The 24210-nt window shown below is 33.7% G+C and carries 21 protein-coding genes; 4 read left to right on the top strand and 17 right to left on the bottom strand.

Annotated features, from left to right (window positions below):
* Positions 1-82: 82 nt before the first annotated feature.
* From B8963_RS03400 to B8963_RS03380, 5 genes are read right to left on the bottom strand one after another with little or no spacing between them, the layout of a single operon-like run.
* Entirely contained in the window at positions 83-559 is a 477-nt protein-coding gene (locus tag B8963_RS03400) for a methylated-DNA--[protein]-cysteine S-methyltransferase (protein ID WP_084059986.1), read from the bottom strand.
* Position 560: 1 nt separating this feature from the next.
* Positions 561-1676, bottom strand: coding sequence for a CNNM domain-containing protein (locus B8963_RS03395; RefSeq protein WP_084059985.1), 1116 nt, complete (start codon positions 1674-1676; stop codon positions 561-563).
* Positions 1677-1718: 42 nt separating this feature from the next.
* Positions 1719-3026, bottom strand: a complete 1308-nt coding sequence (locus B8963_RS03390; protein ID WP_084060710.1) for a serine hydrolase domain-containing protein — start codon at positions 3024-3026, stop codon at positions 1719-1721.
* Positions 3027-3084: 58 nt separating this feature from the next.
* On the bottom strand, positions 3085-4071 hold the full coding sequence (hemB, locus tag B8963_RS03385; RefSeq protein WP_084059984.1) for a porphobilinogen synthase: 987 nt from the start codon (positions 4069-4071) through the stop codon (positions 3085-3087).
* A 6-nt stretch (positions 4072-4077) separates the two neighbouring features.
* Positions 4078-4686, bottom strand: coding sequence for a hypothetical protein (locus B8963_RS03380; protein WP_159447272.1), 609 nt, complete (start codon positions 4684-4686; stop codon positions 4078-4080).
* 252 nt (positions 4687-4938) lie between these two features.
* Here B8963_RS03380 and B8963_RS03375 point away from each other — a divergent pair, with 252 nt between their 5' ends.
* Together B8963_RS03375 and B8963_RS03370 are read left to right on the top strand one after the other, a co-directional pair.
* Complete coding sequence (locus B8963_RS03375; RefSeq protein ID WP_084059982.1) at positions 4939-5814, top strand: ABC transporter ATP-binding protein; 876 nt, start codon at positions 4939-4941, stop codon at positions 5812-5814.
* Positions 5815-5816: 2 nt separating this feature from the next.
* Positions 5817-9422: an ABC transporter permease/M1 family aminopeptidase gene (locus B8963_RS03370; protein WP_084059981.1), complete on the top strand. Its 3606-nt coding sequence runs from the start codon at positions 5817-5819 to the stop codon at positions 9420-9422.
* 58 nt (positions 9423-9480) lie between these two features.
* Here B8963_RS03370 and B8963_RS03365 read toward each other — a convergent pair whose 3' ends face one another.
* From B8963_RS03365 to hemA, 12 genes are all read right to left on the bottom strand, one after another.
* Positions 9481-10791: an NAD(P)/FAD-dependent oxidoreductase gene (locus B8963_RS03365; RefSeq protein ID WP_084059980.1), complete on the bottom strand. Its 1311-nt coding sequence runs from the start codon at positions 10789-10791 to the stop codon at positions 9481-9483.
* Between the two features lie 193 nt (positions 10792-10984).
* The gene (locus B8963_RS03360; protein ID WP_084060709.1) at positions 10985-11377 is read right to left on the bottom strand and encodes a YchJ family protein; all 393 of its coding nucleotides are present in this window, start codon (positions 11375-11377) and stop codon (positions 10985-10987) included.
* 10 nt (positions 11378-11387) lie between these two features.
* Positions 11388-12611, bottom strand: a complete 1224-nt coding sequence (locus B8963_RS03355; protein WP_084059979.1) for a tetratricopeptide repeat protein — start codon at positions 12609-12611, stop codon at positions 11388-11390.
* Complete coding sequence (locus B8963_RS03350) at positions 12611-13912, bottom strand: ATP-binding protein (protein ID WP_084059978.1); 1302 nt, start codon at positions 13910-13912, stop codon at positions 12611-12613. The genes B8963_RS03355 and B8963_RS03350 overlap by 1 nt, the downstream gene beginning before the upstream one ends.
* Before the next feature lie 32 nt (positions 13913-13944).
* Positions 13945-14847 carry an oxygen-dependent coproporphyrinogen oxidase gene (gene hemF, locus B8963_RS03345; RefSeq protein ID WP_084059977.1) on the bottom strand — a complete coding sequence of 301 codons (903 nt, stop codon included), beginning with the start codon at positions 14845-14847 and terminating at the stop codon, positions 13945-13947.
* A gap of 53 nt (positions 14848-14900) precedes the next feature.
* Positions 14901-15464 (bottom strand): GNAT family N-acetyltransferase, encoded by a 564-nt coding sequence (locus B8963_RS03340; RefSeq protein WP_234989603.1) that lies wholly within the window; start codon positions 15462-15464, stop codon positions 14901-14903.
* Between the two features lie 5 nt (positions 15465-15469).
* Positions 15470-16495 carry a uroporphyrinogen decarboxylase gene (gene hemE / locus B8963_RS03335; protein WP_084059976.1) on the bottom strand — a complete coding sequence of 342 codons (1026 nt, stop codon included), beginning with the start codon at positions 16493-16495 and terminating at the stop codon, positions 15470-15472.
* A gap of 38 nt (positions 16496-16533) precedes the next feature.
* Positions 16534-16890, bottom strand: coding sequence for a bleomycin resistance protein (locus B8963_RS03330; RefSeq protein ID WP_084059975.1), 357 nt, complete (start codon positions 16888-16890; stop codon positions 16534-16536).
* 6 nt (positions 16891-16896) lie between these two features.
* Positions 16897-17577, bottom strand: coding sequence for a potassium channel family protein (locus tag B8963_RS03325; protein ID WP_084059974.1), 681 nt, complete (start codon positions 17575-17577; stop codon positions 16897-16899).
* 32 nt (positions 17578-17609) lie between these two features.
* Complete coding sequence (locus B8963_RS03320; protein ID WP_084059973.1) at positions 17610-19358, bottom strand: TrkH family potassium uptake protein; 1749 nt, start codon at positions 19356-19358, stop codon at positions 17610-17612.
* A gap of 16 nt (positions 19359-19374) precedes the next feature.
* A complete protein-coding gene (gene hemC / locus B8963_RS03315) occupies positions 19375-20949 on the bottom strand; it encodes a hydroxymethylbilane synthase (RefSeq protein ID WP_084059972.1) in 1575 nt (524 codons plus the stop codon).
* Positions 20946-22202 carry a glutamyl-tRNA reductase gene (hemA, locus tag B8963_RS03310; protein ID WP_084059971.1) on the bottom strand — a complete coding sequence of 419 codons (1257 nt, stop codon included), beginning with the start codon at positions 22200-22202 and terminating at the stop codon, positions 20946-20948. Before hemA ends, hemC begins: the two co-directional genes overlap by 4 nt.
* A 206-nt stretch (positions 22203-22408) precedes the next feature.
* Between hemA and B8963_RS03305 the strand changes: the two genes are divergently transcribed.
* Entirely contained in the window at positions 22409-23296 is an 888-nt protein-coding gene (locus tag B8963_RS03305; RefSeq protein WP_084060707.1) for a helix-turn-helix transcriptional regulator, read from the top strand.
* An 86-nt stretch (positions 23297-23382) separates the two neighbouring features.
* Positions 23383-24174 (top strand): ThuA domain-containing protein, encoded by a 792-nt coding sequence (locus B8963_RS03300; protein WP_084059970.1) that lies wholly within the window; start codon positions 23383-23385, stop codon positions 24172-24174.
* Positions 24175-24210 lie beyond the last annotated feature (36 nt).

The raw sequence follows: 24210 nt of genomic DNA, 5'->3' as shown, positions 1-24210 counted from the left end.
ACATAATTTTATCGATGAAATACCACAAAAGAATTTTTAGTATAAAATATTAGAGGCGAACAAACTAGTGAGTTTGTAAAAATTAAAAAAGAGAGGTTTGTTTAAACGGACTTTCATGTTCCAAAAGCCATTGTTTGCGGTGTAAACCACCAGCGTAACCTGTTAGCGAACCATCACTACCAATAACACGATGACAAGGAACAATTATCCAAAGGGGATTTTTGCCATTTGCAGCCGCTACAGCACGAATTGCTTTTACATCGCCTAAGGTTTTGGATAATTCTAGATACGAAGTTGTTTTCCCAAATGGAATCGTTAAAAGCGCATCCCAAACCTTTTTTTGAAAATCGGTACCTTCTGGGTTTAAGTCAAGCGTAAATACCTCGCGCTTGCCATCAAAATATTCATTTATTTGATACACGGCATCTTCAAGCACTTCAGGAATTATATCGGTTAGTTTTTCATCAGAATTTAAAACGGTAAAAGCAGACAAACCATTTTCATCACCAACTAATTTGGCAACACCTAAGGGAGTAGGTATGAAAATAGTTTCTTCCATTTTATTCTGGTTTTTTCTCGATTACACCACTTTGTTTGGCTCTAATTTCCCAATTTTTACGTGCTAAAACCTGTAAATCTGCTACGTTATCACTTTCATCCATGATTTCAAGGCCTAAAAGTGTTTCAATAACATCTTCCATGGTTACTATACCACTTACGGAACCATATTCATCAACCACTAAGGCTATATGCTCCCTTTTGGCAATTAAGGTATCAAATAGTTCAGGTATAGGAGTATTCCGTTTTGTAATTAATAGATCACGGCGAATTTCCGAAAGCGGGACATCTCCATTTTCATTTATGATTTCCTCTAAAATAGTATCCTTTAAAACAAAACCTGTGATATGGTCCATTTTACCTTGATATACAGGAATTCTAGAAATACTAAGTTTTGGATTTTCCTCAAAAAATTCTCTAATAGTTTTGTCTTCGGAAGCAATTTTTACTACTGCTCGTGGCGTCATGATGTCTTTAACTAAAACTTCATCAAAACGCAATAAATTTTTAATGATGGTAGATTCTGATTGCTGAAAAACACCTTCTTCATGTGCAATATCTGTCATAGCTGTAAAATCTTCTCTACTTAAAACACTACCATGATGGCCTTTGCCACCAACCAATCGGGTAAACAACTGTAAAATCCATAATAGGCCTGTCCATTTTAAGCACAAAACCATAATATTTAAAGATTTTGCAGTAAAATTGGCAAGTTGTCTCCAATAGGTTGCTCCAATAGTTTTAGGAATAATCTCTGAAGCAATCAAAATGAGAATGGTCATTACCGTAGAAACAACACCTACCATAAGATCCTCAGTAAAAGAAATTCCGAAAATACTACGTTGTGTATTGCCATACATATCTGCATAAGCAACTTTGGCCTGTACACCTACTAATATAGCACCAACCGTGTGGGCAATAGTGTTTATAGTCAGAATGGCAATTAAGGGTTTGTCTACATCTTTTTTTAATTCCTCTAGTGTTGTAGCATAAACTTTGCCTTCTTTCTTTTTAACATTAATAAAGGTAGGTGTAATACTTAGTAAAACAGCCTCTAAAATGGAACATAAGAAAGAAAAGAAAATAGAAATTACTGCATAGAAAATAAGAAGACTCATAAATTTGAATTTAAGGCGCTAAGATACCAATTATTTAACTACCTAATTTGCTTGATCAGAAGCTTTTATTGCTTTATAAAATACTTGTTGAATGGCGGCACGAATATTTAGATTATAAATATTCCGATGATCTCTTGAGGGATAAACTCTATTGGATAAGAATATATATACCAATTGGTTTTCAGGATCGGCCCATACAAAAGTGCCTGTAAATCCGCTGTGTCCAAAACTATCTGCACTAACTTCAGGAGCAGGGTAGGCATCTACTAATGCCAAAGTTGTATTATTTAAATATGGTTTATCAAAACCCAATCCGCGACGATTATTATTTTCTGGGTATTGCACTTTAGTAAACTCCTTTACTGTATTTGTAGCTAGTAGCTGTTGGTTGGCATAGGTACCAAAATTTATATAGAATTGCATCATTAGCGCTGCGTCCATAGCTGTGCCAAAGAGTCCGGCGTTGCCAGATACACCACCTAATAATGCCGCATTTTCATCATGTACCCAAGCTTGTGTTACATCATGCCTAAATAACGTATCTATTTCTGTAGGAACAATGGCATTAGGAAGATTCTTTAATTTAGGTCTGAAGCCTATTGTGGAAATTCCGAGTGGCGTATAGAAGGTATTTTGGAGATAGGTTTCATAATCTTCTCCAGTTAATTGTGTTATTAATTCGGGAAAAATTAAAAAAGTTAGTCCTGAATACAAGTATTTTTTCTCGTCTAAGACTTTAGATCTATTTATAGTTCGATACATTTTTTTGTTAAACCTATCTTTTATAAATAGTCCATCATAGGCTTGGTGTGTAAACCTGTTTTTAGCAGTGGATTTCACAAAACGCTTTTTTACTTGACCATTCTTTTTAAGAACAGCGTTTAAAAAAACAATGTAAGGTTCTAATCCTGCTTGATGCGCCAAAATTTCACGGAAAGTAATATCCTTTTTATCTTTTGTAGTGCGCCAAGGTTTCCAATAGGTACTAAAGGGTTGGTCTAAATCTAATTTACCTTCATCAACTAATTTCATAAGGGCAGGTAATGGACCAAATATCTTCGTAACCGAAGCCAAATCATACAAATCATTTAAAGCTGCTGGTTGAATACTATCATAGGTATGATAACCATAGGCTTTGTGGAATATAATTTTAGAATTTTTAGCCACTAAAACCTGTGCTGAGGGGAAGGCTTTATTTTTTATACCGTTTGTTATAATTGAATCTACTTTTGCATGAATATAGATCGAATCCATGCCAACTTCCGATGGAGAAGCGTAAGAAAGCGTATTTTCTTGACCATACACACCAACAAACACCCATAAACTTAGAAATGGTAAAAATTTCTTCATTCCATTATTTCTATTTTTCACCTATCAGTTTTTATTCTCCCTTTGGGGTTAGGAGCTTTTACATCAATTTCACGGCGTCTTTGGCAAAATAACTAGCGATGATATTCGCGCCAGCTCTTTTGATGGCAATTAGTTGTTCCATCATTACCGCATCATGGTCTAACCATCCTTTTTCTGCTGCTGCTTTGAGCATTGCATATTCTCCACTCACTTGATAAACAGCCACAGGAACATCAACTTCATTTTTTATTTCACGTACAATATCGAGATAGCAAAGTCCTGGTTTTACCATTACAATATCGGCACCTTCTTCAATATCCATTTGTGTTTCTCGAATAGCTTCAAATCGGTTTGAAAAGTCCATTTGATAAGTGCTTTTATTTTTAGGTACATTTTCTTTATCAACGGGTGCAGAATCTAAAGCATCGCGGAACGGACCATAGAAGCCACTAGCGTATTTGGCGCTATAACTCATAATTCCAGTATTTATAAAACCTTCATCTTCCAAAGCTTCACGAATGGTTAAAATACGCCCATCCATCATATCACTAGGAGCAACAAAATCAGCACCAGCTTTCGCGTGCGAAATGCTCATTTCTGCTAAAACTTCTGAGGTTTCATCATTTAATATTTGCCCTTTTCCTACAATGCCATCATGCCCAAAGGAGGAATAAGGATCTAAAGCAACATCGGTCATAACCAACATTTCTGGACAAGCATTTTTTACGGTTTTTATGGCACGTTGCATTAAACCATTGGCATTTAAAGCTTCGGTTCCCTTATTGTCTTTTAAGTTATCAGGCACTTTAACAAATAATAGAACGGCGCCTAAACCCATATGCCAAAGTTCCTTTACTTCTTTTTCTAAATTGTCCAAGCTAAGGCGGTAATAATTGGGCATAGAAGCGATTTCTTCCTTTACATTTTTACCTTCAACAACAAAAAGTGGGACTAAAAAATCACTTGGAGTTATAATGGTTTCACGAACAAGTGTTCTTATAGCCTCACTGGCACGTAATCTTCTATTTCTGATTAATGGGAACATATTAAATTATTTACAGTATTTATTTCTTAATTCTAGTGCTTCTTTATCACTTTTATAGCCGTGTAAAAGAAGGCCTTCTTTACAGTTTAATTTTTTATCAACTATCTGTTTAATTATAAAAATTTTATACTCATTGAATTTTTTCATTTCATTCGGAATTAATTCAATTTGTCTTTTCAAATCTATTTTGGTTAATTTTTCGGATTTGACGACCTCAAATACTGTTCGCTGTAATTCCTTAAAATGTATTTTATCTTCTAATTTAAAATTAAAATCATAACTTTTTACCTTAGTTTTTAATAGTATTGAATTATTAATCCCTAAGCTCTTTTTTTCAACAGGATGCCTATAATATCGATTTATTCTTTTTCCATGATAAGAATCCATTTCAAATTTTAAATCAATCAATTCAGCGTATTCTATTCTTTGTTTATAATCAATAATAATTTCATTGTCATTTATTTCTATATGCCCCTTCTTATGATGTTTAATATTCTCAAAATCATAAAACTGATAAACATAAGCAATTAACATAAGTAAACTTCCTATCAAGAAAATAGGCCAAATTAAATTTTGAATATTAGCATATAATGGCATTTTAAAATTTAGATACACAATAAAAAAAGTAAGGCAAATAATTAATATCCCAACCCAATAGATAATGCTTGTGATTGAGATTCTTTTTTTAATGATAGTATACCTGAATGCTGTAAATCTCAATTTTTAATATTGTATAGAATAACAAATATAAAGTAAGTACAATAAAATTCCTTTGATCTATCTTATTAAAAAAACCACTAAATTGTAACAATATAATTTACTTAAGCACTAATATTCTAATACTAAAAAAGATCAAAACCATTGCCTATGCTCACTATTCAGAATTTAAACAAAACTTATCCAAACGGTACACAAGCGTTGAACCATGTTAATTTAGAAATTCATAAAGGTATGTTTGGTCTCTTAGGCCCTAATGGCGCAGGAAAATCTACACTAATGCGAACTATTGCTACTTTGCAGATTGCCGACAGCGGAACCATTGAGTTTGATGGAATAGATGTTTTTAATCAGCCTGAAGAGTTGCGTAAGGTTTTGGGGTATTTGCCACAAGATTTTGGAGTTTACCCTAAAGTATCTGCGGAAATGATGTTAAATCATATTGCAAAAATAAAAGGAATTCATAGTTCAAGTGATCGCAAGGCCTATGTTGCCGATCTTTTGAATAAAGTGAATTTATATAAGTTCAGAAAAAGAAATTTAGGAGATTATTCAGGGGGTATGCGCCAACGATTTGGTATTGCTCAAGCCTTAATCGGTAACCCAAAATTAATTATTGTTGATGAACCAACCGCTGGATTAGATCCCTTGGAGCGTAACCGCTTTCATAATTTGTTGAGTGAATTAGGAGAAGATGCAGTTGTGATTTTATCCACACATATTGTAGATGATGTGGTGAATTTATGTACCAATATGGCGGTATTTAACGATGGATCCGTAGTTGTACAAGGACATCCACAAGAGCTATCTAACTCCTTAAATAACAAGGTTTTCAGAAAAAGAATAGAGAAGAATGAAATAGAAAAATACCAATCGGAATATACGGTCTTATCTTCGTATTTACGAAGTGGTAATATGAATGTAAATGTCTTTAGTGATGTGCATCCTGGAGATGGGTTTGAGGTAGTCAATAACAATTTGGAAGATTTTTACTTCTACAGTATTAACCAACCACAAGCAGTATAATTATGAAAGAGATATTTCTGTTTGAACTTAAATATAGGTTAAGGCGACCAGCAACTTACATTTACATTGGATTAATGTTTATTATTCCTCTATTGCTTGCAGTATTCGCCGATTCAATAACTGCACAATACACGAATAGTCCAAACGCGATTGTTGGTGTTCTTGGTGGTATGAGCATCATAGGTTTGTTTTTTTATGCAGCGGTAATGGGCGTAGCAGTTTATCGTGATGAAGATCATAAAACCGCCCAAACCTATTTTACTTTTCCAGTTTCTGAGAAAAATTATATTCTAGGTCGTTATTTTGGAAGCTTTACCATTGTAACTTTTATGAATATTGCTGCTGTGGTAGGTGCGATGATTGGTTTTGGAGTCGGAGCACTTTTAGACAGGCCAGATTATGGCACCTATACTTCGTTTAACATTTGGTCGTATGTACTACCGTTTGTGTATTTATTAAGTTTTAATGCCTTTTTTATTGGGAGTCTATTCTTTTGTTTAATGACGTTTTTTAAACGAATGTCTATTTTATACTTAGGCGGAATTGTCATATTAATTCTAACGATAGCTTCAGGGCAATTACTGTCTAGTTTGGATACCGAATGGTTGAGCGTTTATGTAGATCCATTTGGCGAAACAGCACATGGATATATTACCAAATATTGGTCTATAAATGAGTTAAACACCAATCAATTATCCTTAACAGGAAAGTTTGCAATTAATAGATTGCTTTGGCTAGCAATTTCAATTGGAGTATTCTTTTTTACATTATTTAAGTTCTCGTATAAAGGGTTTTTAAATGCATCAAAAAAGAAAGCAACAAAAGAAAGTAACGAAGCATATGTGCCAACCGATAGAATTTTGAATATTACACAGGTGTTTACTTCTAAAGCTCGTAGAGAAAATCTTTTATCATTAAGTAAAATCGAATTTCTTTCTATTGTTAAAGAAACTGTTTTTGTAATATTAATTGTTATCGGAATTATCATTGCTAGTTTTATAGCCTTCCAATCAAATCAGATTTATGGCACGCCATCGCTGCCATTAACTAGGTATATGGTTTCACAAATCTCTAGTGGAATCTCATTATTCTCCGTAATCATTTTGATTATATATGCGGGTGAAGCAGTGCATAGAACAAGACAAAATAAAACCTTTGAGTTTTATGATGCCTTACCGGTAAGTAACAATACCCTTTATTTATCTAAAATAATAGCTTTAGTGGGTGTTGCTGTTGTACTTACCTTACTCAATGTAGTTGTCGGTGTTTTATACCAAACGTTTAGCGGGTATTTTAATTATGAGTTAGGAATGTACTTAACCTATAATTTTACTAAAATATTTCCGAGTTACATCATGACCTTGCTTTTGGCATTTTTTATTCATGTTTTAGTCAATAATAAGTTTTTAGGTCACTTTTTGGTAATACTTATTTACATAGGGATGCCTTTGCTTTTAACCCTAGCCTTTAAAACTTCTAATCCATTAGTGATTTTTGGAGGAACTCCAGGTGGTTTTTTAAGTGATTTAAACGGATTTGGACATTATTTAATAGGCGAATCTTGGTTGAATCTCTATTGGATTTTAGCCATGGGTATTTTAGCAACCATTGGTAAAATATTTTGGAATCGTGGTTTCTTTTCTTCTGCAAAAGAACGCTTGAGAATTGCTCAACAGCGTTTTAGAGGAAAAACAATTGCCTACACGCTATTGTTTATAATAGCTTTTATTTCTGTTGGTGCGTATAGTTATTATAATTTAAAAGTTTTAAACAAACTTGAAGATGGCAATTATAGTGAAAAGCTAAATGCAGATGCTGAGAAAAAATATGGTAAATATCTCGACAAGCCACATATTCAGGTGATTGATTTAAAGGCTTTTATTGATATTTTCCCTAAGGATAGAAGTATTAACGCGAAAGGTGAATTTCTTGTCACTAACAAATTTAGTGTTGCAATAGATACTTTATTAATGGAAATAAAATTTCCAATTGCCGATACTAAAATTAAAAAAGTGATCTATAATGGTAAAGAAATACAACCATTTTTATCCGATACAGATTATCGTTTGTTTCTATATAAATTACCAGAAGCATTACAACCAAAAGATACAGCATCATTAGTTATAGAAACTCAAGCGCTAACACATGGTTTTACAATGGACAGAGAAACAGCGGTTCTTGGGAATGGATCTTTCTTTACAGATGCTATATTTCCATCGTTTCATTATGAACGTGCTTTAAGTGAAAATGGCGTACGAAAAAAGTATGGCTTAAAGGAATTGGATTATTTACTTGCACCTAGAACCGATAGCACTGCCTTGAAGAAAAACTTATTTAATGAAGATGGTGATTACATGAATTTTGAAGCGATTGTAAGTACAGAAAAAGGGCAAACGGCCATTGCACCAGGGATATTAATTAAAAAATGGGAAGACAACAATAGAACCTATTTTAACTATAAACTTGAAGATAAAACCGATTATTTTTTCAGTTTTGTTTCTGCAAATTATGCGGTTGAAAAAGATTCTTGGACGGCACCAAGTGGTAAGAAAGTTGCTATTGAAATTTACCATTCTCCAAAGCACACAAAAAACTTAGCGTATTTTATTAAGGGCATCAAAATTGCATTAGACTACAATTCTAAGAATTTTTATGAATACCCTTATTCTGTAATTAGAGTAATTGAATTCCCCGCGCATTCTAATTTTGCACAATCATTTGCAACCACAATTCCGTATTCAGAAGATTTTGGTTTTGCTGCAGATTTTTCCAAAGCAGAAAGCTATAATTATGCCTTTAGAGTAACCTCACATGAGGTTGCGCACCAATGGTGGGGACATATTGTAACGCCGAGTAAAACGTCTGGTGCAAATATTATTTCAGAGACCTTGGCGGAATATGCATCGTTAATGACCATGAAACAAGAGTATGGCGAAAACGGAATCAAGTCTTTTTTAAAAAATTCTTTAGATACGTATTTGAGTGGTCGCCAATTTAGCTTTAAGCCAGAACGCTCACTAATAAATGTAGAAACTGGTCAGTATATTTGGTACCAAAAGGGATCAATGATTATGTATGATTTGCAAGACATTATTGGTGAAAACGTTGTAAACAAAGGACTTCGTAATTTTTTAAATGAATTTAAATACAATGAAAAAGGTTATTATGCTACCTCAGAAGATTTGTATAAAGCCTTATACGCTGTAACGCCAGATTCATTAAAGTACAAGGTTGATGATGGTTTTAAAGAAATTGTACTTTATGAAAACAGAGTGCTTGACGCTAAAACCAAAAAGTTAGACAATGGCAAATGGGAAACTACCTTTACCGTAAATTCTAAAAAAATCTATTACGACGATAAGGGGAAAGAAACCAAAGTAGATGATAAAAAGAATCTTGTTGACCTTGGTTTGTTTGCAGAAGATAAATTGAATGAAGACGGAGTTGCCATTAAAAATCCGTTATTTTTTGAATTAAAGTGGCTAGAATCTGGTGATAATACCTTTACTATTACCACAGATAAAAAGCCATTAAAAGCAGGAATAGATCCTTACAATAAGCTTATAGATCGTAATTCAGATGACAATCTAAAAGCGGTAGAGGAGTAATTGAAACTCCAGTACGTATATAAAAGCGATGAATTACTACTTCATCGCTTTTTTTATTTTAAACATTTTTGCCTTTTAGCATTTTATTCCAATACAAATAGGGTAATCCATATTTTTTTAACATCCAAAGTCTCCAATGTTCTTTAGAAGAATCAGAAATAAACATTTGTTTAAGTTTTGGATCTGGAATGAAATTATTGTTATAGTCAAATTCTGCTAATACCATTTTACCATAATCTGTTACAAGAGGACAAGATGAATATCCGTTGTAACTCATATCACCCATTTTATGTTGTGTAATTAATAGGCTAATATTATCTACTACAATAGGCACTTGTTTTCGGATTGCCGCTCCGGTTTTTGCTGTTGGAAGAGCAGCAACATCTCCTAAGCTAAAAATATTTGGGAATTTGTTATGTTGCATAGTTTGATGGTTTACATCAACCCAACCAGCATCATTAACTAAAACAGAATCTTTTACAAATTTGGGTGCTACTGATGGCGGTGCAGTATGGAGCATATCATAATGAATTCCATAACGATTTCCGTCTCGAGTTACTTTAACATCCTTATAATTATATTGAAAGTTTTCGTCTAGTTTTAAATCAGTAGCTTCATTTCCACTTATCACAACACATCCGCCAGAGGTAATATCTTTCCCCATTTCATACCAGGCGATTTGTTTGTCACTATCTACAGCTACAAGTTTATGATGAAATCTAAGATTTATATCTTTTCTATCCACTACTTCCATCAAAGTTTTTGCAACTTCTTTTACACCAAAAATAACGGTCCCGCCAGTTGCAAAAATAACATCAGTCTTTTTTCTAACACCACTTTTTCTAAAATGACTTTCCGCTAAATACATTATTTTTTGAGGTGCGCCGCCACATTTTATGGGTGTTGTTGGTTGAGTGAAAAGTGCCGTACCTCCTTTGAAATTTTTAATAACTTCCCAGGTATGCTCTGGATTGGTGTAATTACTACAAACAACTCCTTTGTCCATTGCTTCCCCAAGTCCTGGTACTAAACTAAAATCGTATGCCAGTCCAGGAGCAACCACCAAAAAGTCATATGTAATAGCACCTTTTTTTTCTGTAGTTACGGTATTTTTTTCAGGATCAAAACCAGTTGCCTTATCTTTAATCCACGTGATACCATCTGGCATAACTGAAGACATGGGTTTTGCAGTTTTTTTGTAGTCATAAGCTCCTGCTCCAACTAGGGTCCAAGCGGGTTGATAATAATGTATTTCTGTAGGTTCAATAATAGCAATATCTAAATTTTTATCTTTCTTTTGGAGCTGTGCGCCAGTCATTATTCCAGCAGTGCCTCCACCAATAATTAGTATTTGATGATGCGTTTTCATTGATTTTTAAATTTAATATTTCTATAATACTAAAAATATTAGATCAATTTTTATGTAACCTTTGTTACATAACAAACTTTAATATGTGAATAATGTAACTTTTAACATCAAAATTTAAGATTTGTGTGTTTTTGATGTGGTAAAATATAGATTTTTCTAAATTTAAATCATAATTTTCTACTGAATAGAGATTTTATTTGGTTTCTGCCAATCCCAGATATACCCAGTTTCCATCCTCTCGTATGAAGGCTGATTTTTCATGGATTACCTCTACTTTGCCATTTTCAAAATAATAGGCATTAAAGGTAACCGTGCCTTTATCATCGGTTGGGTGCCCTTGGCTAGTTTCCAAAACTTCTAATCGGATCCAACTAACTGATTTTGCCCAGTTTTCTATGGCTTTCTTTTCCTTTATGGGGCGAGTAGAAGAATGATGACTTTTCATTAAATATTCTCCATTGGCCATAGTGAAAGCCGAATAACGAGAACGCATTAATTGTTCAGCAGTGGTTACAGCCGATAGATTAGCATGTGCAATTTTACAACAATCGGTATATTTTTTAGTGCTGCCACAACGACAATTCATAGGGTCTGTATTAGGTTCCAAAATTTCCAATCCAAGTAAAAGCAATCAACATTAAAAATATGATGATTTGAGTGGTAAGCAGCGTAGTAAATAATGGCGCAATAAGTGCCACTAAAATCATTGCAGCCCCATAACTTATTCCAAATAGTTTTGCCTTATTCTTAAACATAAGAAATGCTCTAGGCATAGGTATTAGCGCGCAAATAAAGGCTATTGCCAAAGTAAGGCAATAGTCTATGCTAAAAATATAAAACAGGGCTATATTAATTAGTCCTAATAGCGCAAGAACACCAAAGGCGTACCCACTTGCTTTTTGCTTTTTATCCAACAAATATTTACCGTAAGAATCAAAATTTAGTATGGTATTAGATAGCGGCTCCATAATCCAACCCCCTAGTGCAAATAATAAATAGGCAACAACTAATGGAATAACCAAATAGGTCATTCCTGCAGCATCTAGAACTTTAACTCCTATTCTATAAGCAATATACAAGCCGATGACGAAAATCCATTGATTTTTTGAAGACTGTTTTGCCATCCAAAAAGAGTATTTTAAATACCACTTGTAAATAAAATTTTTACTCTTTATCGCCGTACTCATACCTTCCCGCGCATAGTCAAAATTTGGATCAAATTGTAAGGCTTGCTTAAAATGATTCAGCGCTTTTCTAGTGTTTCCATTTTCAAGTTCTACCCAACCAACATTGGCATGAGAAAAACTATCCTCTGGATTATCATATAAAATATGTTCAACGGTTTCATCCGCTTCTGATATTCTATTAAGTTTGGTAAGTAATTGCGCTCTTAAGTTTAAACAGTAGGCGTTCTTGGGGTTTATTGCTAAGCCTTCATTTACTTTTGCTAAACCATCCTCATATTTTTTTTCATGAAGCAGTAAACCAGCTTTAAGTCCAAAATAATCCGCATCATACGGATGGATCGAGATAGCAGTATCAATAAATTTGTGAGCTTCTTTAAATTTATCTTTCTGAAGTAAAATTTTTGCTTTTAAATAAAAAACATCTGGGTTGTTGGGCTCTTCTTCTAGTAGCGTTTGCGTGATAGCATCAGCATCATCGTATTGCTCTAAATTGATGTAGCAAATTGCTAGGTAAAACTTACTAGTCCAATCATTCGGATTCTCAGGAATTGCCTTTTGAAAGTATGCAATTGCATCTTTATATCGGCCTAATTCAAAGAGTTGAACCGCCCGTTCGTGGTTTATTGATTGCATTATTTTTTGATGTTTAGATAGGTCAGAATTTCATCATAAAGTCCACCATCATTAGAATACAAAGCATAATTTTTTGCCGAACTAAACCACTCTTTAGTACTAGATTTCATTTTCTTGGCTGCATTTAGAATGTCTTTTGTAGATAAAGGTCTTGGAATTCCATCTTTAAAAGCATCTTCTAATTTTTTTTCTATGGCAACATCTATTGTCGCTTTTATATCTGCCCCAGAAAATTCTTTTGTAGATTTTGCCAATGAAGCATAGTCAATTGTTTCAATGGGTTTATCTTTTAATTGAATAGTAAAAATTTCTTCTCTAGCTTCAACATCTGGAGGAGAAACAAAGATGATACGGTCGAACCTTCCTGGTCTTCTAAATGCAGGATCTAAATACCAAGGAGCGTTTGTAGCACCAATAACCAAAATACCATCATTATCAGCATCAATACCATCCAATTCCGCTAAAAACTGATTAATTACTGTTCTACCAGCACTTTTATTCATATCGTTTCTATTGGCACCTAGGGCATCAATTTCATCAATAAAAATAACGCAAGGTGTATTTTCACGTGCAGTTTCGAATATTTCATGAAGGTTGCGCTCTGAGCTACCAATCCACATGTCTAGTATTTCAGTAATACCTACATTAATAAAATTGGCATTGATTTCACCTGCTGTAGCTCTAGCTAAGTGTGTTTTTCCACATCCCGGAGGGCCATAAAGTAATATGCCACCTCCAATTTTTTTACCGTAAGCTTTGTAAAGATCCTTGTGCTCTAAGGGCTTTATAATTTTTAATGAAATTTCATTTTTTACATGATGCATTCCGCCAATGTCTTTGAAACTTACATTAGGTTTTTTCATGAATGAAATAGCATCATCATCAATAAATTCATCGTCATCATCAAAAGGAGTAGATGGAAGTTTTAATTTATGATCAAAATCTTCATTACTATACGATGGATCAATTGCTATAATATTTTGATAAGTATCTAAGGCTTCATTAGTATTCTGAAGATTCAATTGACAATAACATAGCAATTCTAAATACTTAATATTTTTGGTTTTTTTAGTAATTTCTTCTAAAACCACCTCTGCTGCTGAGGTTTTTCCTTGTTTGTAAAAACAATTGGCTAGCTCGTATTTTACATCATGATTAGTATTGTCTAATTCAATACATTCATAAAGATGCTTTTCGCAATTTTCAAAATCGCCTTGTTGTAAATATAGTTTGGCAACTTGCAATTTTAAAGGCACATTGTTTGGGGAAAACTTTAAGGCTTCTAATAGACTATCGAGCATATTTTGTTTTTTATTTTAAAAATAGCATTTTTTTAAACCCAATCTTTAGGGTTTTTTAGAACATTTAAGAGTTTTTCTTCATCGCTATCCTTTTCAGGTTGATGGTCATATACCCATTGTACATGTGGTGGCAAACTCATTAAAATACTTTCAATTCGACCATTTGTTTTTAGTCCGAATAGCGTGCCTTTATCGTGCACTAAATTAAATTCTACATACCGTCCACGACGAATTTCTTGCCATTTTCGTTGTTCGCTAGTATATTCCAAATCTTTACGTTTTATAACAATGGGTACATAAGCCTCTAGAAAACTATTGCCTACTTCGGTAACAAAATTATACCAATCTTGCATTTGCATTTGTTCATTGGCTTTGCAGTAATCAAAAAAGAGTCCGCCTAAACCACGTGCTTCATCACGGTGCGTGTTCCAGAAGTATTCATCGCATTTTTTCTTATAGGTACTATGAAATTCTGGATGGTGAGCGTCACAGGCTTTTTTACAGGTAGTATGAAAATGAATGGCATCTTCCTGAAACAAATAATAAGGCGTTAAATCTTGACCACCACCAAACCACTGGTCTACTATTGTACCTTCTTTATCATACATTTCAAAATAGCGCCAATTGGCATGAACTGTAGGCACCATCGGGTTTTTTGGATGCAACACAAGGCTTAAGCCACAAGCAAAAAAATCTGCATCTTTTACGCCAAAATAGTTTTGCATGCTTTCGGGTAATGCGCCATGTACTCCAGAAATATTAACGCCCCCTTTTTCAAAAACAGCACCATTTTCTATAACTCGTGTTCTGCCTCCACCGCCTTCAGGGCGTTGCCAAATATCTTCTCTAAATTTTGCAGAAACATCCACTTCTTCTAATGTAGATGTAATGGTGTCTTGTAGTTGCTGAATGTAGGCGTAGAATTTATCTTTCATCCGTAATTTTTAATTGCATTTTAATGGTCAGATGTTATTTGCTAAAGAACACATTAATTAATCTTAATAGGGTTTAAGCTCCTTTCATTGTATTTTTCATATAACTCCATATCTAATGTTGGCTCATTAGGTGGCGTAAAGTGTTGTAAAAGTGTTTTTTGCCAAGCAAAACCACATTTTTCGGCTACAGCAACGCTTGGAAAATTGGTTTTGTGAGCTATAATTTCTAATTTTTTTATACCTAAATCATTAAAAGCCCAATTCACAATATACCGAACGGTTTTACTAATAATGCCTTTGTTTTCATATTGATAACCAATACAATAAGCAAGTTCACCAGATTTTTTCTGCCAATCTATTTTTTTTAAATAAACCAATCCTATTATAGTTCTGTTCTCTTTTTCTTTTAGCGTAAACAAGAACTCTTTTCTAGTCATAAATTCACTGACTTTTTGAGTCACAAAAATTTCTGATAAGGTGGGATTTAAGTTTAGTTCTAAAGTTTTAGGAAAAAATCTTTTTAATCGGTCTGCATTGGAAACTACAAAATCACATACACGCCATGCATCCTTTTCTTGGATAGCTTCAACGGTATGTGATTGTAGATCAAAAATCAAATTATTTAGCTTTTATATTCTTTCACGGCATCAATAAATGCTCGAGCATTATCAACAGGAACATTTGGCAGAATACCATGGCCTAAATTTACCACATATTTATCTTTTCCAAACTCGTTGATCATTTGGGTGACCATACGTTTTATGTCTTGTGGAGGTGATAATAATCTCGCAGGATCAAAATTACCTTGTAGTGTTATATTTCCGCCCGTTAAATAACGTGCATTTCTTGCAGAGCAGGTCCAATCCACACCTAAAGCAGAAGCGCCAGATTTTGCCATATCGCCTAAGGCAAACCAACACCCTTTTCCAAACACAATAACAGGAGTTTCATCTTTTAGAGCGTCTATTATTTGCTGAATATACTTCCAAGAAAACTCTGTATAATCTGTTGGAGAAAGCATACCTCCCCAAGAATCGAATACCTGAACGGCGTTAACACCTGCTTTTACTTTTGCTTTTAAATAAGCAATGGTAGTATCCGTAATTTTTTGCAATAATTGATGCGCTACTACAGGTTGCGTAAAACATAATTCCTTGGCTTTGTCAAAAGTTTTACTGCCTTGACCCTGCACACAATAGCAAAGAATAGTCCATGGAGACCCAGCAAAGCCAATAAGCGGAATCTCGTCATTTAATTTTTCTTTAGTAGCTTTAATTGCTTGCATTACATAATCCAGTGCTACATTCACATCAGGAACAATAACAGCATCAACATCTTTCTGATTTCGTATAGGATTAGGCAAATAAGGACCAAAATCGGGTTTCATTTGTACCTCAATATTCATTGCTTGTGGAATGACCAGAATATCCGAAAAAAGGATAGCAGCATCCATGCCATATCTTCTAATAGGTTGTACTGTTATTTCTGAGGCTAAATCTGGAGTTTGGCAACGTGTAAAGAAATCATATTCTTTTTTGATTTCCATAAATTCAGGTAAATACCTTCCTGCTTGACGCATCATCCATACCGGTGGGCGTTCTACAGTTTCTCCTTTTAATGCGCGTAAGAATAAATCGTTTTTTATCATTTGTAGCTTTTTGGCTGAATTTTTATTTTCTATTTATTTTATATGGATTGCCCGAAGGTTATTAAATTATTGTCTGGGTCTAGAAGCGAAAATTCGCGCTGTCCCCAAGGCTTTGTCTGTAAAGGACCGTTAGGATGTATTTTCACTTTTTTGTTTAAGAACGATTGGTATAATTCATCAATAGCATTTGTTCTTATATAGATTTGACCATAATTTTCTTTAGGATTTAAATCGGCAAACTTAAAAAAATGAATTTCTATTCCCTCTTTAGAAATCATAAAATAATCTTCAAAATCTTCTGAACCTAGCACAGAAAAGCCTAATTGCGTAACATAATAGTCTTTAGTCACTTGTTTATTTCGCATTGGCAGTTTAGGGTGTATTGCGGTTAACATGGGCGATTATTTTAATACAGATTTTATGTTTTTGTCTTTACCAAAAACAACTAAAATGTCATTTTCTTGTAATACGGTACTTGGTTTAGGCATTCCAAGAACTTCTTTTTTAATTTCAATTTTGCCTAATAAAGTTTTGTGCTCTTTTAAACGAATTATTGTAATAATATTTAAATGATGTTTTTTACGAAACTCTGATTCTAGTATGGTCTTGCCCACCACGTCTTTTGGCACTTCAATTTCAGATACCAAATAATCATCATCAACTTCTAAACTATCTATACTACCACTAATGTTAATGGTTTTGATAAATCGTTCGGCGTAATCTTTTTCTGGATGAACAATTTGATCCACACCCATGGCTTGTAAAATGGTATCCTCGATAGATGAAGATGCTCTAGCAATGATTTTAGCGTTCGTTAATTTTTTTATTATTGCCGTGCTCATTATAGCTGTTCCATTGCGATCCCCAATAGCAATGATGACCAAGTCGGTATTTTTAAGTGGTAATGAGTTATATGCAGCTTCTTTTTTGGCATCAAAGGCAACGGCATGGGCAACCTTATCTTTGATTTGCGATATTTTTTCCATATCCATATCTACCGCTATAACCTCGTGATTTGTATTGGAAAGTGCAATAGCTGCTGACATTCCGAAATTACCTAAGCCAATAATTATTATTTTCATTGTTGTATTTTTTTATTTGGAGATCTATTAGCTTAGTTAATGACGATATTTTCTTCAGGGTAGGTATAATCTGCTTGATTTACACCTTTTAGCAATCCTATCATTAAATTTAGAAGTCCAATTCTACCTAAAAACATTAAAATTATTAGCACATATTTGCTATTTTCTGATAACGAAGCGGTGATGCCCATGGAAACACCAACCGTACTAAATGCTGAAAAAACCTCAAAAGCAATTTGGATTAACGAAAATTCGGGATCGAAAATTAATAAAAATAATATACCTGTACCTATACTCGCTAAGGAAATTGCCATAATGGCGAATGCACGACGAACCGATTGTGCAGCAATTCTTCTTGTTCCTATTTCTATATAAGGTTGATCTTTTGCTACAAAAAACACGTTCAACGTTGCAATGGCAAAGGTAGTAGTTTTTATACCTCCTCCGGTTGATGCTGGCGATGCTCCAATCCACATTAGAAAAATCATAAACAAGATACCAGGAATACTAAAATGAGCATAATCTACCGTATTAAACCCGGCTGTTCTTGCTGTAACGGAAGAAAAAAGAGCTGTTGTAAATTTTCCGAACCAAGTTTGGTGCTCCATAAGGTTGGTTTTTTGTTCTGAAAACAGGAAGAAAAAGGTACCTGCAACTATTAAAATTAATGTAGTATACAGTACTATTTTGGTATTCAATAAAATGACACGTGATATAAATATTTTTTTAGAGCCACTAAATAAATTGGTAACAAAACGCTTTAAATACTGCACTACATTATAAGCAATGTGGTATCCTAATCCACCAAAAATAATAAGACCCATTACAATCCATTGCAAATAATAATTGAATCTTAAATTAACATCATATAAACCCATAGATTCTAGTGAAAACCCAGCATTGCAATAGGCAGAAATGGCATGGAATACCGAAAAAAAGCCTTGGTCGGGCACAATTTTAGACGTTGGGAGCGATGTGTAAATAAGAATGGCGCCAATACCTTCAATAAATAATGAAAAAGCAACTACTTGCATAACTCTTTTCATTACACCACCTAATTCATCATTAGATCCCATAATATCTTTCATATACAAACTCTCACGAAATGAAGAACCACTTTTAAAAAAATACGCAAAGAATGAAGTAAATGTTAGCATCCCTAATCCGCCTAATTGAAACAGAAACATAATAATGGTCTGACCAAAAGAGGTGAAATCTTTGGCAGTATCCACCACAATTAATCCAGTTACTGATGTTGCACTGGTGGCAGTAAATAGGGCGTCAGTAAAGGTTATTCCGTTGGTGGTAGATTCAGGAAGCATTAATAGAAAAGTACCGGCTAACGCGATGATGGCAAAACTGCCAACAAAAATAATAGCCGGATTAAAATAGTAACTGTAAATTTTACGAACTAAAAACGATAAGCGAATAAAAAAGTAGATTAGTAGTCCGTATTCTATAACATAACGAACATTAAAAAAACTATCTAAAAACGACTCTTCAAAGTCGCTTGCAATCATAATTATTTCAATAATTAAAAGTAGCGATAGATAATATAAGTTAATCTTAGGACTTGGGTTTTTAATGTGTTTCTTCTTAAATAGAAGATATTTGTACAGATTAAATAGAATTAGCGCGAATACAAGTACAGGCAATACTATTAATTTATATTGTCTTAACGCTTGGTAGTCTTTAAACCCGAAATCATAAATTAAAAAAATAACAAGACCTAAGTCTAAAAACAATAGAATTAGGTTCGAGAATTTTATTTTTTCCCACATGATTATGTGACTAAAATTACTTGTAATCCTTGTTGACCAAGTCAATTACACTCTCCAAGGTTGGTATTTTTGCAATTTTAACCTTAGAAAAATGTTTTTTGGCTTCGTCGGCAGTGGTGTCACCTATACAGTAGGCAACCACATTGCTGGTATTTTCTTGTATATAACTTTGTACGTTAGACGGACTATAAAAAAGCACACCCTCAACACTATCACTCACTTTTTTTGGCGCTTGTTTGGTTACATAAGCTTCAATTTCGTCGAGTTCTATATTATTTTCTTTTAACAAGTCGGGTAATTCATCTAAACGAATGTTACTGCAGAAATAAGTAGCTTTTGAACCATCCATAAACTCAACCAAATAATCGGCAAGTTTTTTAGCTCTATTTTCAGCATGCGTAACTTTTCCAATTCTACTTTCAATCAATTTTTTTGTTCTTCTACCCACGCAGTAGATGTTTTTAAATTGAAGTTCATCGGGATTACTACTTGCTAAAATAGCTTCTACAGCATTTTGACTCGTAATAATTACGTTTTCTATGGGCGATTTTAAAACCAATCGAGGGATTCGATTAAGACTTATTTGAAGAAAATCTTCAGAATCAGCCGTTATATTCGAATTGAAAAGTGCCTGTTGTGATGGCGTAAGTTTTTTTGTAGAAAATATATTTGGTTTTACCAGTGCACCTGCAATTTCACCCATTAAAAGCTTACCACCACGACTTAGTATGCGTTCTGCACATGCTTCAGCTAAATTTTCATGTTTGCCAAGTTTAGAAGTAAATTCTACTTCTATTTTTTTCTTGCCATCAACACTTAATAACACCCCTTTTAAACTAACATTGTTATCTTTAATATTTGCCAAAGCGCCTATTGGTGCTGTGCAACCACCTTCCAAAACGTTTAAAAATTTACGTTCTAAAGTGGTGCAAATTTCTGTTTCTTTATGGTTTAATTCTGCACAAGCTTTTCTTGAGAATTCATCATTTTCAAGAGCCACAACTACTACAGCTCCTTGGGCTGGCGCAGGAACCATCCATGTTAACCCTATGGTGTTCTCAAATTCTAAACCCACACGTTCTAAACCTGCAGCGGCAAAAATGGCACCATTCCAATTGTTGTTCTCTAATTTCTCAGCGCGAGTTTGCACATTTCCTCTTAAATCTACAACAGTATGTGTAGGATATCTATTTAACCATTGCGCTTTTCTTCTAAGACTTCCCGTGGCAATTACGGCATCTTTTTGAGCCAAAAACTCTTCGTTGTTTTTAAAGGCAAGGATATCCATGTAATTTCCGCGTTCTAAAACTGCTGCTTGTACAATACCCATGGGCAAAACGGTTGGTACATCTTTCATGGAATGTACAGCAATATCAATTTCACCTTTAAGCATTGCCACATCTAAAGTTTTTGTAAAAACTCCAGTAATGCCTAATTCATGTAGTGGTTTATCAAGCACAAGGTCTCCCATAGATTTTACTGGGACCAATACCGTTTGGTATCCTTGTTCTTCTAATTGTTTTTTAACGGTGTTTGCTTGCCAAAGTGCTAATTCACTATCGCGTGTTCCAATTCTGATTACTTTACTCATTTTGTTTCTACTTCTAATTGAAACACTTTTTGGATTAATGATAAACTGTTGTCAGCATCAATATCTTCGCCTTTCAGGTGATTGGCAAACTGTTTGGTTATTTTTTGAATTATGCGTTCAGAAATAATATCTGCCTGTATTGCATTAAAATCACGCAGTTTTTTACTTTGAAAGTCCAGTTCTTCATCTTTCATCGTTTTTAACTTCTTTTTTAAAGCCTTAATAACAGGAGCAAATTTTCTGGTTTCTAACCATTGGATAAATTCGTCTTTTATTTGCTCAATAATGGCTTCTGCATCAGGAATAAACTGTTTTCTCTTTTCCAGAGTTTCATCAGTAATTTGAGAAAGGTGATCTAAGTGTACAAGAGTTACATTCGGTAAATCTGTAACATCGTCAGAAACATTTTTAGGAATAGATAAATCTAGAATTAGCAACGGTTTTTTAGAGTAAATAAGCTCTTTAGTAACTGTTGGTGTTTTTGCGCCAGTGGCCACAATTAACACATCGGTATTTCTAATTTCTGTTTGTAAATCGCCGTAATCTTTAACGATTAAATTAAATTTTCCCGCTATTTTTTCCGCCTTGTCTTTTGTACGGTTTATAAGTGTGATGTGTGAATTTTGTGTGTGCTTCAACAAATTTTCACAAGTGTTACGACCTATTTTTCCAGTACCAAACAGGAGAATATTTTTATCAGAAATATCAGGAACATTTTTAAAAATATACTGTACCGAGGCAAAAGCAACGGATGTTGCACCGGATGAAATTTCTGTATCGTTTTTAATACGCTTACTTGCTTGGATAACCGAGTTGCATAAGCGCTCTATAAACGGATTCGCAATATCGAATTTTTTAGAACGGTTAAAACTTTGGCGAATTTGACTTATAATTTCAAAATCGCCTAATATTTGACTGTCTAAACCAGTACCAACTTTAAAAAGATGGCTTATGGCATCGTTATTTTTATACACATAGGCCACTTCTTGAAATTCCTCAACAGTTCCAATGGTGTTATCACATAATAATTTTATAAGTTGAAAAGGATGTTGCGCAAAACCGTATAATTCTGTTCTGTTACAAGTGGCAGTAACCAAAAGTCCATCAATACCTTGAGCTTTTGCCTCAATAAGCAAATTGTCAATGGCCTTTTCATCCAAACTAAATTTACCTCGTATTTCTGCATCTGCCTTTTTGTAATTAAGGCCAATGGTGTAAAAAGAGCTATGTTTTGAAATATGGTAATCTTTCATGAAAAATTGAAACAATTGCGCACAAAAGTAAGTGCATCTATTGTATAAAAATAACGCTAGCGGAACAATTAGTATCGTTGCAAGTTTTTTTAATTGTATTTGGATAGTATTACGCTGAATTGTAGTAATTTTATAGCAATGATGGGGTTTTAAATCGTTTTTATTTAGAACCTTTCTAAATAAAGCGATTGAAGAAAAGTAAAAATATGGAACAAAAAAATACCGCTAAAGGTTCATTTGAAGAAGTTTTAATAGATCAAGGCATTTTTGTGTTAAAAATTCAGAATGATGATAGTCATGTGCAAAAAGTTACAAGAGAGATAGATAGCTCTTATATTCAGTTTCATTTTTGCTTAAAAGGAAGTGCTAAATTTATATTTAATGATGGGCGTTATGCTTTGGATGTTACGGAGGAAAATTCTCTTTTATTGTACAATACTCAGGTAGATTTGCCTTTAAATTTAGAGCTAAATGCAAATTCGTGGCTTGTATCTATTGTAATGACTATTCAGAAATTTCATTCATTATTCTCTAACGAAGCCGATTATATTCCGTTTTTAAGTAAGGACAATAAAGAGAAGAAATATTACAACCAAGAAGCATTTAGCCCTGCAATAGCTGTAATTCTGAGTCAGATTATGAATTACAATCTACACCCATCTATTAAAGAATTGTATATTAAAGGAAAGGTATATGAACTCACAGCACTTTATTTTAATAAGAGCAGCGATTCGGATATAGAGCAATGTCCGTTTTTGGTAGATGAAGATAATATTCGTAAAATTCGCAAGGCAAAAGAAATCATCATTAATCGTATGGCTGAACCGCCAACGTTAGCAGAATTGTCGGAAGAAATTAGCTTGCCCTTAAAAAAGCTAAAAGAAGGCTTTAAACAAATTTATGGGGATTCGGTATTTAGTTTTTTGTTTGATTATAAAATGGAATTTGCGCGTAAAATGTTGGAAAGTGGCCATCATAATGTAAACGAAGTAGGACTTAAAGTAGGGTACAGTACTGCGAGTCATTTTATTTCCGCATTCAAGAAAAAATATGGAACAACTCCTAAGAAGTATTTAATGGCTTTAGCCGGATAACACATTATTAGTATATTTTAAGACGTTGTTTATAGTCTTATTTAAAAGAAATACCGAAATTTAGCTCTTAATAAAGAAAACACCCTATGAAAATTATTTTTAAAAGTATCTTGGTAGTGCTCACGATTATATTGTTTGGCTCTTGTGGAAGTTCAAAAATTAATCAGCAGGTTGATTTACATTATCCGGAGCCGTTAAAAACTTCTCAAAAGAAATTAGCAGCTCTTAAACCGCAAATTCTAGTTTTTACAAAAACTGCTGGCTATCGTCATGAAGCAATTGAAAAAGGGGTAGAAACGTTGAAAGAATTAGGCTTGGAGAATAATTTTGAAATTACCCAAACCGAAGATTCATTGCAATTTAATGCAGCGAATCTTAAAAAATACCAATTAGTATTGTTTTTAAGTACTACGCAAGATGTTTTGGGCGAAGAGCAACAAAATGCTTTTAAATCTTACATTAATAATGGAGGAAGTTTTATGGGTGTACATGCTGCCACGGATACGGAATATGAATGGCCATGGTATGGTAAATTGGTTGGAGCCTATTTTTTAAATCATCCAAAACAGCAAGAAGCAAAAATAATGGTTGTTGACAAAAACAATCCTGCGACTGCACATTTAGAAGACACTTGGATGCATTTTGATGAGTGGTATAATTTTAAAAATATAAACCCCGATTTAAATGTTTTAATGTCTTTGGATGAAACAAGTTATGAAGGAGGCAAAAATGGAGATAATCACCCAATTGCTTGGTATCATGAATTTGATGGTGGACGAGCATTTTATACGGGATTAGGGCACACTTTAGCGTCCTATGACAATCCAAAATTTAGACAACATTTGTTGGGTGGTATAGCGTGGTGTTTAAAACGCTAAAATCCCGAAATGTGGAAGTGAACACTTAGAGATAGT

The sequence above is a fragment of the Cellulophaga tyrosinoxydans genome (genome assembly GCF_900176415.1).
GTDB lineage: Bacteria > Bacteroidota > Bacteroidia > Flavobacteriales > Flavobacteriaceae > Cellulophaga > Cellulophaga tyrosinoxydans.
The sequence above is the reverse complement of the archived record's forward strand: the minus strand, read 5'-3'. Positions and strand labels throughout refer to the sequence as shown.